The sequence below is a fragment of the Stenotrophomonas sp. 220_Sma genome (genome assembly GCF_056487375.1).
Genome location: NZ_CM151348.1, coordinates 519277 through 543627 on the forward strand (window position 1 = coordinate 519277; position 24351 = coordinate 543627).

Below are 24351 nucleotides of genomic sequence, written 5' to 3' on the forward strand. Positions count from 1 at the left end.
CCGCGCGCCGCTTCCTGGAAGAAGCATGCATACCATTGAAGTCGTCCTGGCGATGCTGGTGGCCGTTGTCGCCAGCGGCTACCTGGTTCGTGTCCTGCCGTTCTCGTTGCCGCTGCCGCTGGTGCAGATCGGCCTGGGTGCGGTCATCGCCGGCGTGTTCAACCGCGGCCACGCGCTGGAGCCGGAGGTGTTCTTCCTGCTGTTCCTGCCGCCGCTGCTGTTCCTGGATGGCTGGCGTATTCCCAAGCAGGGCCTGTTCCGCGACAAGGGCGCGATCCTCGAGCTGGCGTTCGGCCTGGTGGTCTTCACCGTCATCGGCGCCGGCTTCCTCATCCACTGGCTGATTCCGGTGATGCCGCTGGCGGTGTGCTTCGCGCTGGCGGCCATCGTGTCGCCGACCGACCCGGTGGCGGTCGGGGCCATCGCTTCCAAGGCGCCGATTCCCAAGCGCCTGATGCACATCCTTGAGGGCGAGTCGCTGCTGAACGATGCCTCGGGCCTGGTCTGCTTCCGCTTCGCGGTGGCAGCGGTGATGACCGGCACCTTCTCGCTGGCCACCGCCTCGCTGACCTTCGTGTGGGTGGCGGTGGCCGGCCTCGCCGTGGGCGTGGCGGTGACGCTGGGCGTGTCGACCTTCCAGCGCTGGCTGTGGCGCCGCTTCGGCGAAGAGCCGGGCGCGGCGATGCTGGTCAACCTGCTGATTCCATTCGCGGCCTACCTGCTGGCCGAAGAGATCCATGCCTCGGGCATCCTCGCCGCGGTCGCCGCCGGTATCGCGATGAGCTATGTCGAGCTGACCGGCCGCGTCTCCGGCAGCATGCGCGTGCAGCGCGCCGGGGTCTGGAACATGCTGCAGTTCAGCTTCAACGGCATCATGTTCGTGCTGCTGGGCGAGCAGCTGCCGGGCATCGTCGAACGCGCCACCACCACCATGAACGAGACCGGCCACCAGAGTGCGTGGTGGCTGCTGGTGTATGTGGTGGTGATCAATCTGGCACTGGTCGTGCTGCGCCTGCTGTGGGTGTGGCTGTCGCTGCGCTGGAACCTGCTGCGCGCGCGCCGTCGCGGCCTGGAGCGGGGCGAGGCGCCGAACTGGCGCATCGTGGTGGCGACCTCGGTGGCCGGCGTGCGCGGTGCGATTACCTTGGCCGGCGTGTTGACCCTGCCGCTGTTCCTGCCCGACGGCAGTGCGTTCCCGGCGCGTGACCTGGTGATCTTCCTGGCCGCGTCGGTGATCCTGTTCTCGCTGCTGGGCGCCAGCATCGCGCTGCCGCGGCTGTTGAAAGGCCTGCAGCTGCCGTCCGATTCGGGTGAGCGCAAGGAAGAGGACCTGGCGCGCCGGCTGTCGTCGAAGGCAGCGCTGGCCGGGGTCGAGCGCATGCGCCAGCAGATGGTGATGAACCAGAACACCGAGAACGTGCAGCTTTACAACGATGCCGCCTCGCGGGTCAGCCTGCTTTACCAGCGCCACCTGGAGAAGGACAGCGACGGGCCCGACGTGGACCCGGAGAAGGTGCGGCGCATGGAACTGGGCTACCGCCAGCTGCGCAGCGCCGGCCTCAATGCCGAGCGCGAGGAGCTGTTCCGGCTGACCCGGCGCGGGGTGATCTCCGATGAGATCTCGCGGCGCCTGATCCGCAACCTGGACCTGCTGGAATCGCGCAAGCGCGAGTGACGCCGAATGTAGAGTCGAGCCATGCTCGACTGCTCTTGCCCCAGGCGTCATGAACCCGGAACGGAAAGCAGTCGAGCATGGCTCGACTCTACACAAGCCGGTTATTCCGGCTTCTGGTCCAGGAAATACGCCTCAACCTTGCCCTTGACCTTGATGGTCATCGGGTTGCCGCGGCGGTCGCGGGCCTTGCCGGCCTGCACGCGGATCCAGCCTTCGCTGACCGAGTATTCCTCAACGTTGTCGCGCTCGACGTCGTTGAAACGCACGCCAACGCCGCGCTCCAGCGCCTGCGCATCATGGAAGGGGCTGGCCGGGTTGATCGCCAGGTGGTCGGGAGGGGTATCGCTCATCGCTTCATTCACAGTGACGGCCACCAAGGCCGGCTTCAGCGGCACAGGATAAACCGTAGAATGCCGGCCTGCCCCAGAGGAAGTTCCGCCATGCCAGACAACAGCGACTATTTCGACTTCGAGGAAGACATCCACGACTTCGACGAAGATGGCTTCGAGGCACGGGTCTGGAACCTGCTGGTGCTGATCAACCCGGGCGACGAGGAACTGGCCCTGCAGCAGTTCAACCGCTGGCGCGAACACCTGGCCGAGGACGGGCAGCCGCTGGAAGCGGACAGCGACTGGCTGCCGGCCCTGTTCACGGCCATCGCCTGGCAGTCCGGTTTCGAGGTGGAACGAGATGACCTGGAATCGCTGCAGTCGGCGGTGAACGAGCTGTCGGCGCGCTTCAACCTGCAGCTGGACTGGGGCGGCGACCTGGACGACGAGGACTTCGCCGAAGACCTGGACGGCGTGCAGCTGATGTCCACCGCCTTCGACCGCCTGCGCGAGCACAACTACACGCTGTGGAGCGTGGATGCCGGCAGCGACGGCTTCACCGGCGTGATGGCGCTGACCCGCGACGATGACGCGATGCTGGCGCTGTGCTCGCTGCTGAACGTGGAAATCCGGCTGGGCAGCGACCCGTTCTGAGATTGATCGGTAGCGCCGGGCCATGCCCGGCGGCGCTCCCATCTACGGCCGGTACTGCGCCCTGGCGTTGGCGATCACCGCTTTGACCAGCGCGCGGTCGGTGTGCCTTGAGATCGCCTGCGCGCCGAGCGCGATCGCCTGCGTACGCAGCTCGGCGGTGACGTCGTAGTGGGCGCCGCTGGCCTTGTTCTGGAAGGCCCGCGGGGGAATGCCGAGCTGCGCCGCCATCGCGTGCAGCTCGGCCAGGGTGTCGGCCATCAGGTGCGCCCAGCGCTGTCCGCGCCAGGGATGCACCGCGTCATCGACGTAGACCGTCACCGCCGCGGCCGGTTCAGGCCTGCGGCTTGCTGTCGCTGTCAGCGGCCGGAGCGGCCGGAGCGGCCTCGGCAGCGGCTTCTTCGGCCACGTCGCCCTCGGCGGCTTCGCCTTCCTCGCCCTCAGCAGCGTCGACGCCTTCGAACTCGGCGACCAGCTTGTCCAGATACTCGTCAGCGGTCTGCTCGGATTCGGCGGCCAGGGTGTCCAGCAGCTTCTGCAGCAGTTCGGAGTACTCCAGGTTGACCTTGCGGCCTTCCTTCTCCTGCACGTTGGCCAGGTGCTTGAGCATGGCCAGCATCGGCACCGGGTTCTCGGCGTTGCCCATGGTCTGGCCGCCGATGGCCAGCAGCCACTCACGGCCCTGCAGGCCGATGGCCGCAACCACCTGGCCGTCTTCGTTGGTCAGCACGGCATGGTTCTGCACCTGCTGCTGGGCATTCAGGCGGAGGAACGGGCGCTTGGCCTGCTGCTTCTTGCGCTTGTCGCGCTTGGCCTTGGAGTTCTGGGACATGGGGTGGAGTCACCTGGAAACGGAAAGACCGCCATTGTAGCGGGTGCGCCGGGTCATGCCCCTGGTGGGTGCGGACCTTGGTCCGCACGCTTTTCCCGGATGTGCGGACCAAGGTCCGCACCTACCGTTTACTTTGCCGGCCCCTGCGCGGCCTGCACGTCCGGGTCGGCGGCGGGGGCCGACAGCCCCACCTGCGGGCCGGCACCGGCCAGGGCGGCTGCTTCGGCGGCCTGGGTCATCACCACGATGCTGATGCGGCGGTTGATCGGGTTCTGCGGGTCGGCCTTGTCGAACAGCACCGACGACGACAGGCCGACCACGCGGGTGATCTTGCTGTCCTCCAGGCCGCCGTCCACCAGTGCGCGCCGTGCGGCGTTGGCACGATCGGCGCTCAGTTCCCAGTTGCCGTAGCCGCGCGCGGCCGAATAGGCGGTGATGTCGGTGTGGCCGGTCAGGCTGATCCGGTTCGGCACGTGGTTCAGGTAGTTTGCCAACTCGTGCAGGATCTGCTGCGTGTACGGCTTCAGCGTGGCGCTGCCGAGGTCGAACATCGGCCGGTTCTGCTTGTCCACGATCTGGATGCGCAGGCCTTCCGGGGTCAGATCCAGCAGCAGCTGGTCCTTGAACGGCTCCAGCGCCTGGCTCTTGCTGATCGCCTCCTGCAGTTCCTTCATCAGCGCTTCCAGCTGCTGCTTGTCGCGCTGCTGCTGGTCCACCGGCTGGGGCACCGCCTCCTTCTGGTTCTGGAAGGGATCGTTGCTGCTGCCCCGCGAGATGTCGGTGGCACCGCCGAGCTTGATCATCGAGGTGCTGGCGCCGCCCAGGGCCGGCCATGCCGGGCGCCGGCGTGGCGTTCTGCCCGCTCAGCGGGCTGGGGTTGCGGAAGTACTCGGAAATGGCCGCACGGTCGTTCTTGTTGGTGGTGGCCATCAGCCACAACACCAGGAAGAACGCCATCATCGCGGTCACGAAGTCGGCATAGGCCACCTTCCACGAACCGCCATGATGGGCGGCGTGGCCGGCCTTCTTGACCCGGCGGACGATGACGGTGGGCTTTGTCTCGGCCATGGCTTACTTGACCGTCTTCAGGTGCTGCTCGAAATCGGAGAAGGCCGGGCGCACGTTCGACGGCAGCGTCTTGCGGGCGAATTCCAGCGCGATCTTCGGGTTGTAGCCACGCAGACAGGCCAGCAGCGCGGTCTTCACCGATTCGTAGATGCGGCTGTCCTGCTCGGCGCGCGCTTCCATCGCGGCCGCCATCGGGCCGACGAAACCGTAGCCCAGCAGGATGCCCAGGAAGGTACCGACCAGCGCGCCGGCCACATGGCCGCCGACCTCGACGATATCCCCGCCGATCGAACCCATGGTGATGACGATGCCGAGCACCGCCGCGACGATGCCGAAACCGGGCAGTCCGTCGGCGACCTTGGTCAGCACCTGCGACGGCGCCATGGCCTCGGCGTGGTGCTTTTCCAGCTCCAGTTCCAGCAGCGGCTCCAGCTCGTGTGGCTCGATGTTGCTGCCGATCATCAGGCGCAGGCAGTCGGTGATGAAGTCGATCAGGTGGTGGTCGGCCTGCACCTTGGGGTAGTTGCCGAACAGCGCGCTTTCGGCCGGGCGCTCGACGTGGTCTTCCAGCGCCATGAAGCCTTCGCGGCGGGCCTTGTTGAGCAGTTCGTAGAGCAGGCTGAGCACATCGATGTAGTCCTGCTGCTTGTAGCGCGGGCCCTTGAACACGCCGACCATGGCCTGCAGGGTCTGCTTGACCGTCTTGGCCGGGGTGCCGACCAGGAAGGCGCCGAGCGCGGCGCCGCCGATGATGACCAGCTCGTAGGGCTGCCAGAGGGCACCCAGGCGGCCGTGGGCGCCGAGATAGCCCCCGATCACGCTGACGATGACGACCAGGAATCCAACGATGATGAGCATGGGGCGACGCAAGGAGAGGGGATATCTCCTTGTCGGCCCGTCGCCCGGATTTCTGAAGAGGGAATTCTGTGAAATCGGTCAGCGGGGTGTTTCAGCCCGCCACGCCGCTTTCGGCGCCGCCACGCTGCAACGGGTCGGGCCAGGGCTCGCCATTACCGGTGAACGAAAGTGAGACGGAGTTCAGGCAGTGGCGCTCGTAGGTGGGCGGCGGGCCGTCCGGGAAAACGTGACCCAGGTGGCTGCCGCAGCGCGCGCAGGTGATCTCGGTGCGGACCATGCCGTGGCTGGTATCGCGGATCTCGCGCACGTGCGCCGGGTCGAACGGGGCGAAGAAGCTCGGCCAACCGGTGCCGGAATCGAACTTGGTGCTGGAGCGGAACAGCGGCAGCGCGCACAGCCGGCAGCAGTAGACGCCCTCGCGCTTGTTGTCGAGGAACACGCCGCAGAACGGCGCCTCGGTACCGTGCTGCAGCAGCACGCGGCGCTCTTCACTGCTGAGGCCAGCGATCAGCGCCTCGGTCTGGGTGGCGGTGGGGGGCGTCAGGTCGAAGGCAGTCATGGCGGCGCTCCGTGGGGTTGATGGCCTGGGGATGGCGGAAAACGTGGGGGTGCCGGCGCGCGCTTGCAAGTGTGATGGCCGTTCATGGCCGGCACACAGGTGCAGGCGCAAGGTACATGTGATCCACGCCGGAGCGTGACATGAAACCGACCCTTTCCCTGCTGTTGATGGCCCTGTTGCCCCTGGTCGCGCAGGCCCAGGTACCGACGTCGTCGAGCCCGACCGCCACCCGCAGTGCCACCACCGTGGCACCGCAGCCGGTGATGCCGCCGCCGCAGGCCGCCCGCCCGCAGCCGCAGGTCCTGCCCTCGCCGCAGCCGGCGCAGCCGATCAAGTCAACCGGCCCCGCCCAGATCGCGCCCACCCCGGTACCGAAGCCGGCCGACAAGGTGTACGACCGCAATGGCCGTATCGTCCCCGGGGTACGCCCGGCCGGTCCGAACCGCGTGTTCGATTCGCGTACCGGCCGCTATTACGACAGCGTGCCGGCCGGCGATGGCCAGCAGATCAAGCGCTGATCACGGGTGCCAAACGAGGTTGGCGGCTACCGCACGCTGTCCGGCCTGAACGCACGAAAACAACGTCCTGCAGATCACTGCTTTTTCGCCTGCGATTAACCGTTCCGGGACCAACGTGACCGTGCGCCGGCATTGCGCCGCCGCATGTCCTTCGTCCACTGGATCGCGATCATGAAAAACCAGCAGAACCGTCATCCCGGCAAGGAACCGCAGGGCCGCAACCCGCAGCAACAGCAGCAACAGCAACAGATGGACCCGCAGCAGCCGCACAAGGGTGGCAAGCAGCAGGAACAGCGCTCGCAGAAGCATCCGCAGCAGCGCTGACGGACCTGGGGGTCAGAGCCCGCTGCACGGGATCTGGCCCCACTACCGTTCCGGACTCAATCCGGAATCGGCAGGCTCAGCGTTTCCTTCACTTCTTCCATCACGATGTAGCTCTTCGACTCTCGTACATGCGGCAGTGTCAGCAAGGTGCTGCCGAGCAGCTTGCGGTAGGAGGCCATTTCGCTGATCCGCGCCTTCAGCAGGTAATCGAAGTCGCCCGAGACCAGGTGGCACTCCAGCACGTTGGGCAGCTTCAGGGCGGCGCGCCGGAACTCCTCGAAGATGTCGCCGGACTTGTAGGCCAGGCTGATCTCCACGAACACCAGCAGGCTGGCTTTCACCGCCGCCGGGTCGAGGTGGGCGTGGTAACCGGTGATCACCCCTTCGCGCTCGAGCCGGCGCACGCGCTCGGTGCACGGGGTGGTGGACAGGCCGACCCGCTCGCCCAGTTCGGTGAAGGAGATACGGCCCTCGGCCTGCAGGATGCGCAGGATCTTGCGGTCGATCTTGTCCAGTTCGCGGGTACGGGTGGCCATGGCCGTCAACCTTGGGGAATGAATTGCAGAAGAACATCCTGCCGGTTGATTGCAAATCAGGCAAATCAACTGGGAATGGCTGTCTATACTTCCCCAATTATGGTCCCGGCACGCTCCAGTGCAGGGAATGATCGGGTTGGAGAAGTCCCATGCGAGTCCTAGTTCTCGGCAGCGGCGTGATCGGCACCACCAGTGCCTGGTACCTGCGACAGGCCGGGTTTGAAGTCACGGTCATCGACCGCCAACCCGGCCCGGCGCTGGAAACCAGCTTCGCCAATGCCGGCCAGCTGTCGTTCGGCTACACCTCGCCGTGGGCCGCCCCGGGCGTGCCGAAGAAGGCCATCGGTTGGCTGTTCGAGAAGCATGCGCCGCTGGCGATCAAGCCGGGCATGGACCTGGCCCAGTACCGCTGGCTGTGGCAGATGCTGCGCAACTGCACCCACGAGCGCTACGCGATCAACAAGGCGCGCATGGTGCGCATGTCCGAGTACAGCCGCGACTGCCTGAACGAGCTGCGCGCGCAGATCGGCATCGAGTTCGAAGGCCGCGACCTGGGCACCACCCAGCTGTTCCGCACCCAGCAGCAGCTGGATGCCTCGGCGCAGGACATCGAGATCCTGGCCCAGTACGGCGTGCCGTACGAAGTGCTGGATCGCGCCGGCATCATCCAGGCCGAACCGGCCCTGGCCCATGTCGACGGCCTGGTGGGCGCGCTGCGCCTGCCGCGTGACCAGACCGGCGACTGCCAGCTGTTCACCCGCCGCCTGGCGCAGATGTGCGTGGATGCCGGGGTCGAGTTCCGTTTCGACCAGGACATCACCGGCCTGGAATTCGATGGCGATCGCATCACCGGCGTACGCATCGATGGCAAGCTGGAAACCGCCGACCGCTTCGTGGTCGCGCTTGGCAGCTATTCGCCGGCGCTGGTCGCATCGCTGGGCATGCGCCTGCCGGTGTATCCGCTGAAGGGCTACTCGCTGACGCTGCCGATCACCGACCCGGCGATGGCACCGACCTCGACCATCCTTGATGAGAGCTACAAGGTGGCGGTGACCCGCTTCGACGACCGCATCCGCGTCGGTGGCATGGCCGAAGTGGCCGGCTTCGACCTGTCGCTGTCGCAGCGCCGTCGCGAGACCCTGGAGCTGGTGGTCAGCGATCTCTACCCGAAGGGCGGCGACCTGTCGCGCGCGCAGTTCTGGACCGGCCTGCGCCCGGCCACGCCGGACGGTACGCCGGTGATCGGCGCCACGCCATTCCGCAACCTGTACCTCAACACCGGCCACGGCACGCTGGGCTGGACCATGGCGTGCGGCTCGGGCCGCTACCTGGCCGACCTGATGAGCGCGCGCCAGCCGCAGATCAGCACCGAAGGCCTGGATATTTTCCGCTACGGCCAGTACGGTCACGCGCCGCAACAAGAGAACCGCACATGCGTCCTGCCCGCGCGCTGATCGATCTGGGCGCCCTGCGCAGCAACTACCGGCTCGCCCGTGAACTGGGCGGTGGCAAGGCCCTGGCGATCATCAAGGCCGATGCCTATGGCCACGGCGCAGTGCGCTGTGCGCAGGCACTGGAAGGCGAGGCCGATGGTTTCGGCGTGGCCACCATCGAAGAGGCGCTGGAACTGCGCCAGGCCGGCATCCGTGCGCCGATCCTGCTGCTGGAAGGCATCTTCGAGCCCAGCGACATGGCGCTGGTGGCCGAGCATGATTTCTGGTTCGCCGTCGGCTCGCCGTGGCAGCTGGAGGCCGTCGCTGCCTTCGACAGTCCGCGTCCGTTGACGGTGTGGCTGAAGCTGGACAGCGGCATGCATCGCCTCGGCCTGGACGTGGACAGCTTCCGTGCGGCGCATGCGCGCCTGTCGGCGCTGCCGCAGGTCGAGCGCATCGTGCTGATGACCCACCTGGCACGCGCCGACGAGCTGGACAGCGAGCGCACCCACGAGCAGGCGGCGACGTTCGCGCGGGCCATCGACGGCCTCGATGGCGAGACCAGTGTGTGCAACTCGCCGGCGCTGCTGGGCTGGCCGGATGTACGCAGCGACTGGGTGCGCCCGGGCCTGATGCTGTACGGTGCCAACCCGCTGCCGGACAACACCGTACTGACCGAGCGCCTGCGCCCGGTGATGACGATGCAGTCGAAGGTGATCGCCGAGCGCTGGATCGAGGCCGGTGAGCCGGTGGGTTATGGCGCCCGCTTCGTGGCCAAGGCACGCACCCGCGTGGGCGTGGTCGCGCTCGGCTATGCCGACGGTTATCCGCAGTTCGCCCCGAATGGCACCCCGGTGCTGATCGATGGTCAGCCCGGTGCCCTGATCGGGCGCGTGTCGATGGACATGCTGACCGTGGACCTGACTGCGCACGCGCAGGCCGGCATCGGCAGCGTGGTGGAACTGTGGGGTTCAGCGCCGACGCTTTCGGAACTGGCGCCGCGCTGTGGCGTGAGCGCGTACCAGCTGCCGTGCGCGGTCAAGCGCGTGGCGAAGGTCTATCAGGACTGAGCGAGCACTGGCCGTGCACGGCTCTGGTAGCGGCCGACCTTGGTCGGCGCTGTGAATGCGTGTCGACCAAGGTCGACACCTACCGATGGGTCTAACGCGCAGTGGCCGCCGGGCGCGGCTCTGGTAGCGGCCGACTTTGGTCAGCGCTTTGAATGCGTGTCGACCAAGGTCGACACCTACCGGTAGGGACCGGTCGGCGCGCACGGCTCTGGTAGCGGCCGACCTTGGTCGGCGCTCTGAATGCGTGTCGACCAAGGTCGACACCTACCGGTAGGGACTGGTCGGCGCGCTCGGCTCTGGTAGCGGCCGACCTTGGTCAGCGCTTTGAATGCGTGTCGACCAAGGTCGACACCTACCTGTAGGGACCGGTCGGCGCGCACGGCTCTGGTAGCGGCCGACCTTGGTCGGCGCTGTGAATGCGTGTCGACCAAGGTCGACACCTACCGATGGGTCTAACGCGCAGTGGCCGCCGGGCGCGGCTCTGGTAGCGGCCGACCTTGGTCGGCGCTTTGAATGCGTGTCGACCAAGGTCGACACCTACCGGTGAGTCGCGTCGCCCGGGATCATCGCGCGGCGGTGGCCTGGCTGACCAGCTGCCGCTTCACCCAGTCATCGATCAGGCGCTTCTCGTAGCGCAGCGGATCACTGTCGCTCTTCAGCCCCAGGTTGTGCAGGTAGCCGGTATCGCTGAGGCGCGCATCGCCCTCGCTGACGATACGGCCGCTGGCGTCCTTCAACGTGTACTGCAGGCTGATCCGCGGCGGGTAGATGTCACGCATGATCCGGATGTCGCGGCCACGCGGGCCATGCCACGGCTCGTAGTCACCGGCGCGCTTGATGTCGACCAGGGTCACATCGAGGGTCTGCCCAGGCTGCAGCGGCTTGGCGGCGGTGGTCTGCAGGTAGCGTGCCAGCTGCTGTACCCAGTCGCCACGCTCGGCCTCGAAGCGGTTGGTGCTCTGGCGGATCTCGGTGAATTTGGCCGGGTCCTCCCATTTCACGCTGACCGGGCCATCGGCCTGCAACGCACGTGGCGCGTCCGCATCGGTCACGGTGCGCGGTGCAGCGGCGGCGCCGCCCGCCACCAAGGCGCCTGCCAGCAGGGCAATCGCGAGTGAGCGTTTCATGACGGTCTCCTGCGTCCCCGCGATGGGGACGATGTTGATCACAGATCGAGTGTGATCCTGCGGCCGGGCCGCCGCAATGGCAGATTGCGTCATGCACAAGAGTGGTTGCCGCCAATTCATCGTCGTCAACCATGACTGACGGCGCTTGACGCTGTGAATACGCCCTTTGGAAGATGCTGTGCCTCCAACCCGGCCTGCACTGACGCCCTTGTCCACACTGCCGCCCCTCGTGGAGCGCCCACCGATGATGGTGCCGGCGCCCGAACCCGACCTGCATCATGGCGTGCTTGAGCGCATCAACGCCGGTTTCTGCGTGATCCAGGTGCTGTTCGAGGGCGATCGTGCGGTCGACTATCGTTTCATCGAGGTCAACGACGCCTTCGAGCGCCACACCGGCCTGAAGGATGCGCGTGGCCAGCGCATGACGGCGCTGGAACCGGGCCACGAGGAAGACTGGTTCCGCATCTACGGCGAAGTTGCCCGCAGTGGCCGGCCGGCACAGTTCGAGATGGAAGCGCGTGCGCTGGGCCGCTCGTTCGCGGTGGATGCGGTGCGCGTGGGCCGCCCGGGTGAGGACAAGGTCGGCATCCTGTTCTTCGACATCACCGCGCGCAAGCAGATGGAAGTGGAGCTGGGCGAAAGCGAAGCCCGCTTCAGTGCGCTGGCCGATGGCCTGCCGATGCCGGTGTGGGTGCTCGACGAGCGCGGCCATGCCCGTTTCGTCAACAGCGCTTTCAGTGAGTTCTTCGGCGGCGACGAGACGCGCGTGCCGGAAGATGTCTGGCGTGGCCTGGTGCACCCGGACGATGCGTCGGTATTCGAGTACGAACTGCAGGAAGCGCTGAAGGCGCAGCGGTCGATGCATGCGCTGGTGCGGGCCCGACGCGCCGATGGCGACTGGCGTTGGTTGGAGATGAACGCGCGTCCGCGCTTCTCGCGGATGGGCCGCTTCATCGGCCTGGCCGGCAGCAGCCCGGACGTGACCGAACGCCGCGAGATCGAACTGGCCCGCGAGGAGCTGCTGCAGTCCGAGCGTGCCGCGCGCAGCGCCGCGGAGAACATGGCGCGGCTGAAGGACGAGTTCCTGGCCACGCTGTCGCATGAACTGCGTACGCCACTGACCACCATCCTCGGTTGGAGCGAACTGCTGCTGCAGCGCGTGGACAACACCAGCCCGCTGTACAAGGGCCTGAACGTGATCGCCAACAGCGCCGGTGCGCAGAAGCGGCTGATCTCGGACATGCTCGACCTCAGCAGCATGCTGCTGGGCAAGGTGCAGCTGGAGGTGGAGATACTGGACCTGCGCGACCTGCTGGGCGAAGCCATCGGCGCGCAGGAGCTGGTCGCCGAAGGCAAGGCGCTGGACGTGAGCCTGCAGCTGCCGGAGCAGCCCAGCCTGGTGCTGGGCGATGCCACCCGCCTGCAGCAGGTGTTGTGGAACCTGCTGTCGAATGCGATCAAGTTCACCCCGGCCGAAGGCCGCATCGATCTGCAGCTGCAGGCCGACGGCAACCACTGGGTGATCACCGTGCGCGACACCGGCGACGGCATCGCGCCCGAATTCCTCAATCATCTGTTCAGCCGCTTCCGCCAGGCCGATGGCACCACCACCCGACGCCATGGCGGCCTCGGCCTGGGCCTGGCTATCGTGCAGCAGCTGGTTGAACTGCATGGCGGTACCGTCACCGCTGCCAGCGAGGGCCATGGCCACGGCGCCACCTTCACCGTGCGCCTGCCGCAGCACATTCCCGATGCCGAACGGCGGCCGCTGCGCGAAGTGATCAGCGGACCGATCCTGGAGCCGGTGATCGTCGAGCCGTATCCGCTGCGTGGCATGCACGTGCTGGCGGTGGAAGACCAGCCGGAAGTGCTGGAGTACCTGCGGCGCATGCTGGAAGAGCAGGGCGCAAGCGTGTCGGCAGCCAGCTCGGCCGGTGAAGCGCTGGCGCTGCTGGCCGATACCGGGCACCTGCAGTACCAAGTGATGCTGACCGACATCGGCATGCCGGGCATGGATGGCTATGGCCTGGTGCGCACGCTGCGCGAGGACATGGGCGTGGATGCGATGACCCTGCCGGCGGTTGCCGTGACCGCGCTGGCACGTGCCGATGACCGGCGCCGAGCGTTGGCGTCGGGCTTCCAGGAACACGTGGCCAAGCCGTACTCGGTGGCACAGCTGGTGGCTGCGGTACGCAAAGTGCAGGTGCCACGCGCGGACAGCGCGCTGCACTGAGCATTCACGGCCGATCGGCGACCCTGCACGCAGGAGGTCGCCGATGTCCCGTACAGCTCCCCGCATCCATACCGATCCGGCGCAGATCGCGCGCCTGGAAGCCCTGCTGCCGCAGCTGGAAGGCGAAACGCAGGTGGAACTGACCCTGCAGGATGGTCGCCGGCTGCTCGGCACCGTCGCCGTGAAACCGACGGTGCAGCAATACCGCAACGAGGCCGGCGACGAAGGCAGCAACGGCCAGCTGCGCCTGGATGACTACGATACGCCGGTGCAGCAGCACCATGTGTGGCTGGACGAGATCGCCAGCATCCGCAGGTTGCCGCCCAGGGTCTGACGGCAACCTGCCAACCCCATCCACGCATGGCGTGGATCTACTGGAAATGGAAAGGGCCACGCATGGATGTGCGTGACCTCGTCATCGGCCAGGCCTCATGCCGTCCACGCACAGCGTGGATTTTCCAGAGGTTGCAGTAGAGCCACGCCATGCGTGGCTGTTGGGATCAATGCTCGAACAACGTAGGCGTCGCCTCGAAACGGCGCGCGTAGGCGCGTTCTTCAGCGACCCGGGCCACCTCGTCATCGGCCAGGTCCGGTGCGCCGTACACCGCATAGGCCACGCTTCCGTCGGCACCATGGCCGACCTGGTGCAGCCGGTAGCGCGAGTGGCCACCGCCGGTGTCCTCGGGGTAATGCACGGGCGGATGGCTGCCTTCCAGGTCCATTTCACTGTTGTCGACCACGCCACCGACGAACAAGGCTCGCATGCAGGTTCTCCTGGGTTTCCGGGGGAGCCTCTACCCTGAACGTTTCAATGTTGCTGGCAGATCAAGGCCCCGTTCGGGTTTCGCAAAGCGGCCGCGGGGGCCGGCCCGGCCAAGCCGGTACAATGGACGGCCCTCACGCTTGAAGTACCCGCGCCGATGGCCTCCAGCGACGACGCCCCCCTGCAGACCCTGTTCCTGCCGTTCTCCCAAGGCGCCCTGCGCTGGCCGGAGGGCCCGGTGGCCTTCCTGCGTGCCCGCGACGGCTGGCCGCTGCGCGAAGTGGCCGGCAACCGCGAAGTGCATTGCGAGCAGAGCTTTGCCCCGTTCGCGCAGCCGCTGCAGCAGGCCGCCGGCTGGACCGTCAGCGGCCAGCTGGATGATGTGGCCGGCAAGGGCCGCTACCCGCTGGTGCTGGTGCTGCCGCCGCGCCAGCGCGAGGAGGCCCGTGCCCTGTTCGCGCGCGCGCTGGCGCTGGTCGCCGACGGCGGCCGCATCGTCGCCTGCCAGTCCAACAACGAAGGTGCACGTTCGGGCGAGGGTGACCTCAAGCAACTGACCGGCCTCGGCGGCAGCCTGACCAAGAACCACTGCCGCGTGTACTGGACCGCCCCGATGCAGGGTCAGCATGACGCCGACCTGGCCAAGCGCTGGTCGGCACTGGATGCGGTGCGGCCGATCGTCGGCGGCCGTTTCCTCAGCCGCCCGGGCGTGTTCGCCTGGGATCGCATCGACCCGGCGTCGGCGCTGTTGGCCGAGCACCTGCCGGCCGACCTGGCCGGGCGTGCCGCCGACCTCGGCGCGGGCTATGGCTACCTGTCGCGCGAGCTGCTGGAACGCTGCCCGAAGATCACCGCGCTGGATCTGTACGAAGCCGAGCAGCGTGCGTTGGCCCTGGCCGAACTGAACCTGGCGCCGCCGCCGCGCGCGCTGCCGCTGCGCTTCCTGTGGCAGGACGTCACCGCCGGCATCGAGCCGGGCTACGACGTCATCATCAGCAACCCGCCGTTCCACACGCCCTCGCGCGCCGATCGCCCGGACATCGGCCAGCGCTTCATCGCCGTGGCCGCGCAGGCGCTGCGCCCGGGCGGACGCCTGTACGTGGTGGCCAACCGCCACCTGCCGTACGAGTACACGCTCAACGAGAGCTTTGGCGCGGTGCGCGTGATCGCCGAGCGTGATGGCTTCAAGCTGGTGGAAGCGGTGAAGGGGAAGGGCAAGTGAAGCTGGTCAAGCTTATCGCCAACCTGGGCTATGGCAGCCGCAAGCAGGTGCAGTGGATGTTCCGCGAAGGCCGCGTCACCGACGCCGACGGCGAGGTGCTGTATGCCGACGACCAGGTGCCGCACGAGGCGATCCGGGTCGACGGCGAGCCGCTGGACCCGCCGGTGGGGCTGTCGATCGCGCTGCACAAGCCGGCCGGCTACACCTGTTCGACCAAGGACACCGGCCGCCTGATCTACGACCTGCTGCCGCCGCGCTTCCGCGACCGCGATCCGGTGCTGTCCACCGTGGGCCGCCTTGACCGCGAGACCAGCGGCCTGCTGCTGCTGACCGACGATGGCGGCCTGCTGCACCGGATCATCTCGCCGAAGTCGAAGCTGCCCAAGGTCTACGAAGTGGAACTGAGCGACGACCTGCGCGGCGACGAAGTGGCGTTGTTCGCCAGCGGTACGCTGATGCTGGAGTCCGAGAAGACCCCCCTGCTGCCGGCTGAACTGGAAGTGCTGGATGCGCGTCGCGCACGCCTGGTACTGCATGAAGGCCGCTACCATCAGGTACGCCGCATGTTCGCCGCCACCGGCAACCACGTGCAGGCCCTGCACCGCAGCCGCGTCGGCGGGCTGGACCTGCAGGGACTGGACGAGGGGCAATGGCGGCAGCTCACCTCCACCGATCTGGATACGCTGTTCGCTCCATGACCACCATCGCTGCGCTGCCGTTCCTGCCCGACGCCGTCATCTTTGACATGGACGGCCTGATGATCGACAGCGAGCGGGTCTCGCTGGCCTGCTGGAGCGAGGCGGCCGACGAATTCGGGCTGGGCCTGGACGAGACCGTGTTCCTGCGCATGGTCGGCCTCGGTGACCGTGACACGCACGCGCTGCTGCGTGCGCAGGGTATCGAGGACAGCGTGATCGAAGCGGTGGCCGCACGCTGCCATGAGCTGTACGAAGCACGCACACAGACCGGCCTGCCGCTGCGTCCGGGCATTCTGGAGCTGCTGGAGCTGCTGAAAGCGCACGCGGTACCGCGGGCGGTGGCAACCACCACGCGGCAGCCGCGGGCCAACCGCAAGCTGGCCGCTGCCGGCCTGCTGCCGTATTTCGATGCCGTGATCACCAGTGGTGATGTGGCGCGGCCGAAGCCGGCGCCGGATATCTACCTGCTGGCCGCGCAGCGGCTGGGCCAGGTGCCCGAGCGCTGCCTGGCGCTGGAAGATTCACCGGCCGGCACGCGTGCAGCGCTGGCGGCAGGCATGACCGTGATCCAGGTGCCGGACCTGGTGCATCCGGATGAAGAGCTGCGCGCACTGGGCCACCGCATCGTCGGCTCGCTGGTGGACGCGCACGCGCTGCTGCTGCCGCTGCTGCTGAAATAAGGTGGGTGCCGACCGTTGGTCGGCACACCCAATGCCCCGGTAGGTGCCAACCTTGGTTGGCACGCCCAAACGCCCTGGTAGGTGCCGACCTTGGTTGGCACGCCCAAACGCCCCGGTAGGTGCCGACCTTGGTTGGCACGCCCAAACGCCCCGGTAGGTGCCAACCTTGGTTGGCACGCTTTTCAATGCAGTCGAGCAAGCTCGACTCTACGGGTGCCGACTGTGGGTCGGCACACCTGCCCCATCACACCCGCCCGAACACCAGCGCCGCGTTGGTGCCACCGAAGCCAAAGCTGTTGGACATCACGGTATCCAGCTTCTGCTCGCGGCTCTCGCGCAGGATCGGGAAGCTTTCCACCTTCGGGTCCAGTTCGCCGATGTTGGCCGAACCGGCAACGAAGCCATCGCGCATCATCAGCAGGCAGTAGATCGCCTCATGCACGCTGGCCGCACCCAGCGAATGGCCGGACAGCGCCTTGGTCGAGGACAGCGGTGGCACCGCATCGCCGAACACTTCGCGGATCGCGTTGAGCTCGGTGACGTCGCCCAGCGGCGTGGAAGTGCCGTGGGTGTTGAGGTAGTCCAGCGGACGATCGACGCCCTGCAGCGCCATCTTCATGCAGCGCACCGCGCCTTCACCGGACGGCGCGACCATGTCGGCGCCATCGGACGTCACGCCGTAACCGATCAGCTCGGCATGGATGTGCGCACCGCGCGCAACGGCGTGGTCGTAGTCCTCCAGCACCAGCATGCCGCCGCCACCGGCGATGACGAAGCCGTCGCGGTCCTTGTCGTACGGACGCGAGGCGCTGGCCGGGGTCTCGTTGAAGCTGGTCGACAGCGCACCCATCGCATCGAACATCACGCTCATCGACCAGTGCAGGTCTTCACCGCCACCGGCGAACATGATGTCCTGCGCGCCATGGCGGATCATGTCCGCGGCGGCGCCGATGCAGTGCGCCGAGGTCGCGCAGGCGGCCGACAGCGAGTAGCTGACACCCTTGATCTGGTAGGCGGTGGCCAGGCAGGCCGAGACCGTCGAGCACATCGTGCGCGGCACCATGTACGGGCCGACCTTGCGCACACCACGTTCGCGCAGCAGGTCGACTGCGCCGATCTGCCATTCGCTGGAGCCGCCGCCGGAACCGGCGATCAGGCCGGTGCGCAGGTTGCTGACCTGCTCGGGGCTGAGCCCGGCATCGGCGATCGCATCGCGCATGGACAGGTAGGCGAAGGCCGCCGCATCGCTCATGAAGCGCTTCTGCTTGCGGTCGATCAGCGCCTCCAGGTCGAGGTCGACGCGACCGCCGACCTGGCTGCGCAGGCCCGCTTCGGCGTGGTCGGCCAGGGCGGTGATGCCCGAGCGCCCTTCGCGCAGCGCAGCCGAAACGGTATCCAGATCATTGCCGAGGCAGGACGTGATGCCCATGCCGGTGATGACGACGCGACGCATCAGAAGCTCCCGGTTTCAGTGAACAGGCCGACGCGCAGGTCGCGCGCGCTGTAGATTTCGCGGTCATCCACGTACATGCGGGCGTCCGACTGGGCCATCACCAGCTTGCGGTTGATGACACGGCTGATGTCGATCTCGTAGCGCACCAGCTTGGCCTCCGGCAGTACCTGGCCGGTGAACTTCACCTCGCCGCAGCCCAGGGCGCGGCCCTTGCCGGGGGCGCCCAGCCAGGTCAGGAAGAAGCCGGTCAGCTGCCACATGGCATCCAGGCCGAGGCAGCCGGGCATCACCGGGTCGCCGATGAAGTGGCAGCCGAAGAACCACAGGTCCGGGCGGATATCCAGTTCGGCGCGTACCATGCCCTTGCCATGCGGTCCGCCGTCCTCGCGGATGTCGGTGATGCGGTCGAACATCAGCATCGGATCGTTGGGCAAACGGCCGGCGGCGGTGCCGAACAGTTCACCGCGTGCGCTGGCCAGCAGCTGTTCGCGGTTGAACGCGTGGAGACGGGTCATGAAGCACAATCCTGGAAGCGGGGAAACAGGGAAACAAGCGCTCGAGGATGCCCGTGGAAACTGCGCCGATCAAACATTTCAACCGTACGCAGCCGTAGTGTTTTCAATGGAATACGCGCATCCTGTTGATGTGCAACGACCATACTTCGGCGTGTGGCCCGTTCGGCACGCCCCCGCCCTTTCCGCCTGACATGACCCGACTGCGCAAGATCATCCACGTCGACATGGACGCGTTCTACGCGTCGGTGGAGCAGCGCGACGATCCGTCACTGCGCGGCAAGCCGGTGGTTGTGGCATGGCGCGGCGCGCGCTCGGTGGTGTGCGCGGCCTCGTACGAGGCACGCGTGTTCGGCGTGCGTTCGGCGATGCCGGCGTTGCGTGCCGAACGCCTGTGTCCGGATGCGATCTTCGTGCCGCCGGACTTCGCACGTTACAAAGCGGTGTCACGCCACGTGCGCGAGATCTTCCTGCGCCACACCGACCTGGTCGAACCGTTGTCGCTGGACGAGGCTTACCTGGATGTGACCGAGCCGAAGAGCGGCATCGAACTGGCCACCGACATCGCCCGCACCATCCGTGCGCAGATCCGCGAGGAGACAAACCTGACCGCTTCAGCCGGGATCGCGCCGAACAAGTTCCTGGCCAAGATCGCTTCGGACTGGCGCAAGCCCGATGGCCAGTTCGTGATTCCGCCGCAGCGGGTGGACGCGTTCCTGCTGCCGCTGCCGGTGAACCGCGTGCCCGGCGTCGGCAAGGTGATGGAAGGCAAGCTGGCCGCGCGCGGCATCGTCACCTGCGGTGACCTGCGGCAGTGGGCACTGATCGATCTGGAAGAGGCGTTTGGCAGCTTCGGCCGCAGCCTGTACAACCGCGCACGCGGCATCGACGAGCGGCCGGTGGAGCCGGACCAGCAGGTGCAGTCGATCTCCTCCGAAGACACCTTCGCCGAGGATCTGCCGCTGGAAGATCTGGGTGAGGCCATCGTGCAGCTGGCGGAGAAGACCTGGAACGCCACGCGCAAGACCGAACGCGTCGGCCACACCGTGGTGCTGAAACTGAAGACCGCGCAGTTCCGCATCCTCACCCGCAGCTTCACCCCGGAGCGCCCGCCGGAATCGATGGAAGAACTGCGCGACATCGCCCTGGCCCTGCGCGCCCGCGTCGACCTGCCGGCGGAGACGCGTTACCGCCTGGTCGGCGTCGGGCTCAGTGGTTTCCGCGACAAGGAACCGATGGTGCAGGGCGAGTTGTTCGAGCACGGGCCGAACGAGTCCCCACGTAGCTGATCTTCGTGTCGACCAAGGTCGACACCTACCAAGAGCAGGTCATGCCATCCAGACAGGTTGCGGAGACATGCCATCCAGGCAGATCGCAGAGAACTGTCGAAGGCGGGGTGGGTCCGGTTGCGGGGGCGTGAGCGCCATGGATGGCGCGACCGAGCCTCCATGGACGGATTCACGGCGTCCCCCGCAACCGGACCCACCTCGCCATCCCACGGATAGCCAGCTGTTGCTGTTGCTTCGGCTGTTGCCGTTGCATTGAGCGGGTGCAGGGCGCAGCCCTGCAAAAGAACCCCCTACCTCATGGCCACTGCATCTCGCCCTTGGCCACCTTCGCACTCAACTCCAGCGACTCCACGCCCGCCAGCTTCGGGTAGCGCGCCTGCATCGCCTTCACCAGTGCCGCACTGTCCTTCGCCTTTGCCGCCTCAACATCGAACGCACGGATGTAGTCCGCGGTGAAGCGCAGCGCACTGGCATCCAACGCCGCACCCGGCGCGTAATGCCCCGGCACCACCACCTTCGGCTTCAGTGCCTGCAGCCGCTGCAGGGTCTGCAGCCAGTCGGTGTGCGACTTCGGCGTCTGCGTATCGGCCATCCACACGTGCTCACCGGCTACCACCGGAATACCACCGACGATCGCGCGCAGCGACGGCACCCATAGCACCGTGCGGTCCGGGGTCGGGCCAGCGAGGCCGATCAGCGGCAGGCGCTGGCCTTCCAGTTGCAGGGCATCGCCGTCCAGCACCTGCGGCACCACGATGCGCGCCGGCACGTCGGCACCCATCTTCGGCCCCCAGTAGGCCAGCTTGCCGGCCTGGGTCTGCTGGATGTGGGCGACGGTCTGCGCGGTGGCGACGATGCGCGCCTGCGGGAACGCGTCCTGCAGGGTGGCCAGGCCGAAGTAGTAATCCGGATCGCCGTGGCTGACGTAGATCGTGGTCAGCTGCTTGCCGCTGGCACGGATCAGCTCGACCAGCTTGCGCGCGTCGCTGGCAGCAAACTGCGCATTGACCAGGATCGCGTCGTGGCGGCCTTCGATCAGCACCGAGGACACCGAGAACATCGCCTGCGGGCCGGGATGGAAGGTCTGCAGGTGCAGCTGGGATTTCATGGCTGTGGCCGGCGCTGCGGCGGCCGGCGCGGCGAGCAGTGGCGCACTGGTGAAGCTGGCGGCCAGGGCGAGGGGAAGCAGCAGGGCAGCGGTACGCATGGGGCATTCCTTGTGGCGGACGGCGAGCCGGGCGTGGGCCTGGCTCACAGGTGGGTAGCGCCGGGCCATGCCCGGCGGCCTGGCATCAGTACGCCGCAGTGATGATCTGCTTCGGGTACTGGTGCGCTTCCAGCTCGGCGACGAACGCCGCGCCGTAGTCGGCGTAGCTGATGCGGCTGTGCCCGCTGGCGTCGGCCAGGAACGCCTTGGGCTGTACGCGGTACTGGCCGCGCTCTTCACCCGGGCCGATTTCGGCGGCCGGCGAGAAGAAGGTCCAGTCCAGGTCATCCACTGCCTGCAGGCGGTTGAACGCCTCACGGTGGGCCAGTGCGTACGGCTTGTAGGCCTCCGGGAAGGTGGGGGTATCGACCAGCTGCACGCCGGGTGCGACTTCGAGGCTGCCGGCGCCACCGACCACCACCAGGCGGGGCACGCCGGCCTTGCGTGCGGCGGCGGCCAGCTGCGCGGCGATCTCGCCGACGCGGCCGATGTCATCGCCCGGGCGCGGGCCGTAGGCACTGGCCAGCACGTCGTGGCCGGTGATGGCGGCAACCAGCGCGTCCTGGTCATCCAGCGAGGCGATCACCGGATGGGCACCGGCCAGCTCGGCCGGGAGGTCCTGCGCGCTGCGCACGATGACAGTGAGTTGGTGGCCGCGGGCCAGCGCGTGGCGGGCGATCTGGCGGCCGATGTTGCCGGTGGAACCAACGAGGGCGGTTTTCATGGCAGGACTCCGTGGGGCGGTGTGGGGTGGGAATGGGGCCACTCTAGGCTGCTGCAGTTGCTCGAAAAACAGCGTATAACGCGCTTGTTTGTTGCATGAATCGAGCATATGGACCGATTGACCGCCATGACCGTGTTCGTCGAGGTGGCCGAGCGCGGCAGCCTCACCGCCGCCGCCGAGGTGCTGGACATGTCGCGGGCGATGGTCAGCCGCTACCTGGCCGAGGTCGAGAGCTGGCTGGGCGCACGCCTGCTGCACCGGACCACGCGCCGGGTCAGCCTGACCGGCCCCGGTGAGGCGGCGCTGGCGCGCTTCCGGCAGATGCTGGCGATCGGCGAAGAACTGCAGGGCGAGCTGGCCAGTGATGATCCCGAGCCGCACGGGACGCTGCGGGTGACCGCCAGCGTCTCATTCGGGCAGAGCCACCTGGCGCGGGCGGTGGCCGGCTTCGTCGCGCGCCATCCGGCGGCGCGCATCGAGCTGCTGCTGGTCGACCGCACGGTGAACCTGGTGGAGGAGCGGGTGGATCTGGCGGTGCGCATCGCGCGCCAGATCGATCCCAGCCTGATCGCACGGCGGCTGGCCACCTGCCGCTCGGTGCTGTGCGCGACGCCATCCTACCTGCAGGCGCGTGGCACACCGACCGCCCCCGAGCACCTGGCCGCGCACAACTGCCTGACCCACCACTACGTCGGCAAGAGCCTGTGGCAGCTGCACCGCGATGGGCGTTCGCTGTCGGTGGCGGTGGGCGGCAACATCAGCGCCAACGAGGCCTCGCTGCTGCTGGAGGCGGTGCGCGCCGGTGCCGGCATCGCCATGCTGCCGACCTACCAGGTGGCGCCGCTGCTGCGCAGTGGCGAGCTGATCGAACTGCTGCCCGAATTCAGCCTGGACGAACTCGGCATTCATGCCGTGTACGCGTCACGGCGCCAGCAGCCCGCTATCATGCGGCGATTCCTGGATTTCCTGGGCGAGTGTTTCGCCAGCCCGGCCTTCCAGGATCTGGATTGGCGCCCACCGGGCAAGGAGAACACATGAACCATGGACAGGCCTTGATCGACCACAACCGTGCTGCCTGGGACCGCCAGGCCAGCGAAGTGCGCGAATGGTCGCGCCCGGTGGAAAGTTCAACGATTGCCGCCGCGCGCGAAGGCCGCTGGCAGGTGCACCTGACGCCCCGCGCGTTGCCACTGGACTGGATGGGTGATGTGCGGGGCCGTCGCATCCTGTGCCTGGCCTCGGGCGGTGGCCAGCAGGCACCGGTGCTGGCCGCTGCGGGCGCTGACGTCACCGTGTTCGATCTCTCCGACGGGCAGCTGGAACAGGACCGCCAGGTCGCTGCGCGTGATGGCCTGCAGCTGCGCACGGTGCAGGGTGACATGCGCGATCTGCACGTGTTTGCCAACGACAGTTTCGACGTGGTGTTCCATCCGATCTCCAACCTGTACGTGCCCGACGTGCGCCCGGTGTGGACCGAATGCCGCCGTGTGCTGGCACGCGACGGGATGCTGATGGCGAGCTTCTACAACCCGGTGCTGTTCGTCGGTGCGCGTGATCCGCAGCTCGATGCACAGGGATTGATCCGGCCGCAGTACGCCATTCCCTATTCGGACCTGGAAGACCTGGCGCCAGCCGAGCGCGAGGCAAAGCTGGCACGCGGCGATGCGCTGACCTTCGGCCACAGCCTGACCGAACTGATCGGTGGGCAGCTCGATGCCGGCTTCGTCATCGATCGCTTCATGGAAGACTGGCAGCCGCAGCCGCGCTTCCTGATCGACCGCTATCTGCCCACCTTCCTGGCGACCCGCGCGCGCCGGATCGGCTGAGGCGGATCGGCGCAAAAACCAGCGGCGTACAATGGACGGCCCCACGTCATGCAGGTGCCGTCCCTTGTCGTATCCCTATCCGCTGGTCGTGTTCGACCTTGATGGCACGCTGGTCGACAGCGCAGCTGATATCGCCGAAGCACTGAACCGCACGCTGGAGGACATCGGTGTGGCACGCGTGCCGGAAACCACGGTGCTCGGTTGGATCGGCGACGGTGTGCGCCGCCTGGTTGAACAGGCCGTGCATGCGGCCGGCCGCGAGGTGGACCTGGCCGAAGTGATGCCGGTGTTCATGGTGCACTACCGTGAGTGCCTGCTGCGCAGCCCGCGCCTGTTCGATGGCGTGGCCGAAGCGCTGACGCAGCTGCGTGCGCGCAACGTGCCGCTGGCGATCTGCACCAACAAGCCCGAAGCGCTGGTGCCGCCACTGCTGCAGCACCTGGGTATCGGTGATGCGTTCGCGCTGGTGCTGGGTGGCGACTCCCTGCCGCAGCGCAAGCCCAGTGGTGAACCGCTGCTGCATATCGCCGCGCACTTCGGGCTGCCTGTAGAGGCGTGCCTGATGGTCGGTGATTCGTTGACCGACTACCGCGCCGCCGAAGATGCGGGCATGCCGATCGCACTGGTGCGTTACGGCTATCCGCGTGGCCTGGACCTGGCCACCGCGCATGCGGTGGCGGTGATCGACGACCTGCGTGAGTTGCCGGGGTTGCAGGGCTGATGCAACGGACATCCCTGGTCGCCGGCCGGTAACCCGGGCTGAC

At 67.4% G+C, this 24351-nt stretch carries 27 protein-coding genes and 1 pseudogene; 15 read left to right on the forward strand and 13 right to left on the reverse strand.

Annotation, left to right across the window (positions count from 1 at the left end):
- Positions 1-25 precede the first annotated feature (25 nt).
- Positions 26-1675, forward strand: a complete 1650-nt coding sequence (locus ACZLIB_RS02475) for a Na+/H+ antiporter (protein ID WP_032128751.1) — start codon at positions 26-28, stop codon at positions 1673-1675.
- Between the two features lie 101 nt (positions 1676-1776).
- Here ACZLIB_RS02475 and ACZLIB_RS02480 read toward each other — a convergent pair whose 3' ends face one another.
- Entirely contained in the window at positions 1777-2025 is a 249-nt protein-coding gene (locus ACZLIB_RS02480) for a DUF3297 family protein (RefSeq protein ID WP_032128750.1), read from the reverse strand.
- Positions 2026-2115: 90 nt separating this feature from the next.
- On the opposite strand from ACZLIB_RS02480, the gene ACZLIB_RS02485 reads away from it, so the two are divergent.
- Complete coding sequence (locus ACZLIB_RS02485; RefSeq protein ID WP_005407911.1) at positions 2116-2658, forward strand: DUF6630 family protein; 543 nt, start codon at positions 2116-2118, stop codon at positions 2656-2658.
- A gap of 42 nt (positions 2659-2700) precedes the next feature.
- On the opposite strand, the gene ACZLIB_RS02490 is transcribed toward ACZLIB_RS02485, so the two are convergent.
- The 5 genes and pseudogenes from ACZLIB_RS02490 to msrB form a co-directional block, all read right to left on the reverse strand.
- A complete protein-coding gene (locus ACZLIB_RS02490) occupies positions 2701-2976 on the reverse strand; it encodes a DUF4031 domain-containing protein (RefSeq protein ID WP_049398338.1) in 276 nt (91 codons plus the stop codon).
- A gap of 13 nt (positions 2977-2989) precedes the next feature.
- Positions 2990-3487: a hypothetical protein gene (locus ACZLIB_RS02495; RefSeq protein ID WP_032128748.1), complete on the reverse strand. Its 498-nt coding sequence runs from the start codon at positions 3485-3487 to the stop codon at positions 2990-2992.
- A 128-nt stretch (positions 3488-3615) separates the two neighbouring features.
- Positions 3616-4555, reverse strand: a pseudogene (motB, locus tag ACZLIB_RS02500) (flagellar motor protein MotB).
- Between the two features lie 3 nt (positions 4556-4558).
- Entirely contained in the window at positions 4559-5413 is an 855-nt protein-coding gene (gene motA, locus ACZLIB_RS02505; RefSeq protein ID WP_032128746.1) for a flagellar motor stator protein MotA, read from the reverse strand.
- A 91-nt stretch (positions 5414-5504) separates the two neighbouring features.
- A complete protein-coding gene (gene msrB, locus ACZLIB_RS02510) occupies positions 5505-5972 on the reverse strand; it encodes a peptide-methionine (R)-S-oxide reductase MsrB (protein ID WP_005415117.1) in 468 nt (155 codons plus the stop codon).
- A 140-nt stretch (positions 5973-6112) separates the two neighbouring features.
- Here msrB and ACZLIB_RS02515 point away from each other — a divergent pair, with 140 nt between their 5' ends.
- The gene (locus tag ACZLIB_RS02515; protein WP_478469078.1) at positions 6113-6490 is read left to right on the forward strand and encodes a classical arabinogalactan protein 4; all 378 of its coding nucleotides are present in this window, start codon (positions 6113-6115) and stop codon (positions 6488-6490) included.
- A 144-nt stretch (positions 6491-6634) separates the two neighbouring features.
- Complete coding sequence (locus ACZLIB_RS02520; protein ID WP_004140556.1) at positions 6635-6814, forward strand: hypothetical protein; 180 nt, start codon at positions 6635-6637, stop codon at positions 6812-6814.
- Between the two features lie 56 nt (positions 6815-6870).
- On the opposite strand, the gene ACZLIB_RS02525 is transcribed toward ACZLIB_RS02520, so the two are convergent.
- On the reverse strand, positions 6871-7350 hold the full coding sequence (locus ACZLIB_RS02525) for a winged helix-turn-helix transcriptional regulator (protein ID WP_005407919.1): 480 nt from the start codon (positions 7348-7350) through the stop codon (positions 6871-6873).
- Between the two features lie 149 nt (positions 7351-7499).
- Here ACZLIB_RS02525 and ACZLIB_RS02530 point away from each other — a divergent pair, with 149 nt between their 5' ends.
- Together ACZLIB_RS02530 and alr are read left to right on the forward strand one after the other, a co-directional pair.
- Positions 7500-8804, forward strand: a complete 1305-nt coding sequence (locus ACZLIB_RS02530) for a D-amino acid dehydrogenase (RefSeq protein WP_032128742.1) — start codon at positions 7500-7502, stop codon at positions 8802-8804.
- Positions 8783-9853, forward strand: a complete 1071-nt coding sequence (gene alr / locus ACZLIB_RS02535) for an alanine racemase (protein ID WP_125892444.1) — start codon at positions 8783-8785, stop codon at positions 9851-9853. Before ACZLIB_RS02530 ends, alr begins: the two co-directional genes overlap by 22 nt.
- A gap of 563 nt (positions 9854-10416) precedes the next feature.
- Here the strand turns inward: alr and ACZLIB_RS02540 are convergent.
- Complete coding sequence (locus ACZLIB_RS02540; RefSeq protein WP_478469079.1) at positions 10417-10980, reverse strand: DUF3016 domain-containing protein; 564 nt, start codon at positions 10978-10980, stop codon at positions 10417-10419.
- A gap of 244 nt (positions 10981-11224) precedes the next feature.
- Here ACZLIB_RS02540 and ACZLIB_RS02545 point away from each other — a divergent pair, with 244 nt between their 5' ends.
- Both ACZLIB_RS02545 and ACZLIB_RS02550 read left to right on the forward strand, forming a co-directional pair.
- Positions 11225-13213, forward strand: a complete 1989-nt coding sequence (locus ACZLIB_RS02545; protein WP_478469080.1) for a hybrid sensor histidine kinase/response regulator — start codon at positions 11225-11227, stop codon at positions 13211-13213.
- A 43-nt stretch (positions 13214-13256) separates the two neighbouring features.
- Complete coding sequence (locus ACZLIB_RS02550) at positions 13257-13547, forward strand: DUF3247 family protein (RefSeq protein WP_032128738.1); 291 nt, start codon at positions 13257-13259, stop codon at positions 13545-13547.
- Positions 13548-13713: 166 nt separating this feature from the next.
- On the opposite strand, the gene ACZLIB_RS02555 is transcribed toward ACZLIB_RS02550, so the two are convergent.
- Positions 13714-13977, reverse strand: a complete 264-nt coding sequence (locus tag ACZLIB_RS02555) for a hypothetical protein (RefSeq protein WP_005407925.1) — start codon at positions 13975-13977, stop codon at positions 13714-13716.
- Positions 13978-14133: 156 nt separating this feature from the next.
- Between ACZLIB_RS02555 and ACZLIB_RS02560 the strand changes: the two genes are divergently transcribed.
- From ACZLIB_RS02560 to ACZLIB_RS02570, 3 genes are read left to right on the forward strand one after another with little or no spacing between them, the layout of a single operon-like run.
- Positions 14134-15198 carry a class I SAM-dependent methyltransferase gene (locus ACZLIB_RS02560; protein ID WP_032128737.1) on the forward strand — a complete coding sequence of 355 codons (1065 nt, stop codon included), beginning with the start codon at positions 14134-14136 and terminating at the stop codon, positions 15196-15198.
- Complete coding sequence (locus ACZLIB_RS02565; RefSeq protein WP_005407927.1) at positions 15195-15896, forward strand: pseudouridine synthase; 702 nt, start codon at positions 15195-15197, stop codon at positions 15894-15896. The genes ACZLIB_RS02560 and ACZLIB_RS02565 overlap by 4 nt, the downstream gene beginning before the upstream one ends.
- Complete coding sequence (locus ACZLIB_RS02570) at positions 15893-16576, forward strand: HAD family hydrolase (protein WP_032128736.1); 684 nt, start codon at positions 15893-15895, stop codon at positions 16574-16576. Before ACZLIB_RS02565 ends, ACZLIB_RS02570 begins: the two co-directional genes overlap by 4 nt.
- A gap of 244 nt (positions 16577-16820) precedes the next feature.
- Here the strand turns inward: ACZLIB_RS02570 and fabB are convergent, their stop codons facing one another.
- Both fabB and fabA read right to left on the reverse strand, forming a co-directional pair.
- Complete coding sequence (gene fabB, locus ACZLIB_RS02575; RefSeq protein ID WP_014645811.1) at positions 16821-18029, reverse strand: beta-ketoacyl-ACP synthase I; 1209 nt, start codon at positions 18027-18029, stop codon at positions 16821-16823.
- Positions 18029-18544, reverse strand: a complete 516-nt coding sequence (gene fabA / locus ACZLIB_RS02580) for a 3-hydroxyacyl-[acyl-carrier-protein] dehydratase FabA (protein ID WP_005407930.1) — start codon at positions 18542-18544, stop codon at positions 18029-18031. Before fabA ends, fabB begins: the two co-directional genes overlap by 1 nt.
- Positions 18545-18735: 191 nt before the next feature.
- Between fabA and dinB the strand changes: the two genes are divergently transcribed.
- Positions 18736-19830 (forward strand): DNA polymerase IV, encoded by a 1095-nt coding sequence (dinB, locus tag ACZLIB_RS02585; protein WP_478469082.1) that lies wholly within the window; start codon positions 18736-18738, stop codon positions 19828-19830.
- A 295-nt stretch (positions 19831-20125) separates the two neighbouring features.
- Here the strand turns inward: dinB and ACZLIB_RS02590 are convergent, their stop codons facing one another.
- Together ACZLIB_RS02590 and ACZLIB_RS02595 are read right to left on the reverse strand one after the other, a co-directional pair.
- Positions 20126-21037, reverse strand: a complete 912-nt coding sequence (locus tag ACZLIB_RS02590; protein ID WP_478469084.1) for an MBL fold metallo-hydrolase — start codon at positions 21035-21037, stop codon at positions 20126-20128.
- 85 nt (positions 21038-21122) lie between these two features.
- Positions 21123-21761, reverse strand: a complete 639-nt coding sequence (locus tag ACZLIB_RS02595) for an NAD(P)-dependent oxidoreductase (protein WP_478469085.1) — start codon at positions 21759-21761, stop codon at positions 21123-21125.
- Positions 21762-21869: 108 nt separating this feature from the next.
- On the opposite strand from ACZLIB_RS02595, the gene ACZLIB_RS02600 reads away from it, so the two are divergent.
- From ACZLIB_RS02600 to gph, 3 genes are all read left to right on the forward strand, one after another.
- A complete protein-coding gene (locus tag ACZLIB_RS02600; protein ID WP_049398348.1) occupies positions 21870-22799 on the forward strand; it encodes a LysR family transcriptional regulator in 930 nt (309 codons plus the stop codon).
- Positions 22796-23587, forward strand: coding sequence for a class I SAM-dependent methyltransferase (locus ACZLIB_RS02605; protein WP_049398349.1), 792 nt, complete (start codon positions 22796-22798; stop codon positions 23585-23587). Before ACZLIB_RS02600 ends, ACZLIB_RS02605 begins: the two co-directional genes overlap by 4 nt.
- Before the next feature lie 64 nt (positions 23588-23651).
- The gene (gene gph / locus ACZLIB_RS02610) at positions 23652-24308 is read left to right on the forward strand and encodes a phosphoglycolate phosphatase (RefSeq protein ID WP_182267210.1); all 657 of its coding nucleotides are present in this window, start codon (positions 23652-23654) and stop codon (positions 24306-24308) included.
- The last annotated feature ends 43 nt before the right edge of the window (positions 24309-24351 follow it).